Genomic DNA, 349 nt, shown 5'->3' with positions numbered 1-349 from the left:
AGGTCGATCACTCTACCGTAGTTGTCAATTTGAGTAGCTACCGATTTTCCATCATTATCTACCCAATCACGCATTTCTATTGCTTTATCAGGCGTTGTGCCTAACTCAACGAATAGATTATAGAGTGCCACTGAATCTTCTTGACCTAATGTAAATAATAAGTCAATTTGTTTTGTGAAGATGGTTAGCCCAGTGATGGAAGTTGAAGTGATATTCAATCTATAGCTGTCCGCATTGTCACTTGTCATTGAAGGAATGCTTAACTCCGCCGTTGAGCTTTCCGTTGATCCATCACTTACTTTAGTCCAGTTGTATTCAAGAGAAGCGATTTCAAATCCACCATCATAAG

Annotated in this window: 1 protein-coding gene; it reads right to left on the bottom strand. The window is 39.3% G+C overall.

Annotated features, from left to right (window positions below; genetic code table 11):
* A partial coding sequence (locus tag IC221_RS29380) for a hypothetical protein (protein WP_188172337.1) occupies positions 1-349 on the bottom strand: 349 nt, incomplete at both ends.

Origin of the sequence: Flammeovirga sp. EKP202, assembly GCF_014534745.1 — a bacterium.
Classification (GTDB): domain Bacteria; phylum Bacteroidota; class Bacteroidia; order Cytophagales; family Flammeovirgaceae; genus Flammeovirga.
Note: the sequence above shows the minus strand (reverse complement) of the source record. Positions and strands in the feature narration are given on the sequence as shown.